Annotated in this window: 1 protein-coding gene; it reads right to left on the bottom strand. The window is 45.0% G+C overall.

Annotated elements, in window-relative coordinates:
• A partial coding sequence (gene rplC / locus ACQCVH_RS25315) for a 50S ribosomal protein L3 (protein ID WP_426838412.1) occupies positions 1 to 416 on the bottom strand: 416 nt, incomplete at both ends.

Genomic DNA, 416 nt, shown 5'->3' with positions numbered 1-416 from the left:
CAAGTAATAGGTTACGTTCTGCGTCTACTTTCACGATCTCAAGGTTCTGGATAGTAATGCGCTCTCCACCCATACGTCCAGGTAATAGTTTACCTTTGAATACACGGTTTGGAGCAACAGGTCCCATAGAACCAGGACGACGGTGATAACGGGAACCGTGAGTCATTGGGCCGCGAGATTGGTTGTGGCGCTTAATTGAGCCTTGGAAACCTTTACCCTTTGAAATTCCTGTTACATCTACTACATCGCCTTCTGCGAAAATATCAACTTTGACTTCTTGACCAACTTCTAAGTTAGCTCCACTGATTTCACGAATGAAGCGCTTAGGTGCTGTGTTCGCTTTAGCAACGTGTCCTTTTAAAGGCTTGTTCGCTAATTTATCGCGTTTGTCAGCAAAACCAATCTGAATCGCTTCG

The organism is Bacillus infantis, assembly GCF_050107595.1.
In the GTDB taxonomy this organism is placed as follows: Bacteria; Bacillota; Bacilli; order Bacillales; family Cytobacillaceae; genus Bacillus_AB; species Bacillus_AB infantis_C.
The sequence above is the reverse complement of the archived record's forward strand: the minus strand, read 5'-3'. Positions and strand labels throughout refer to the sequence as shown.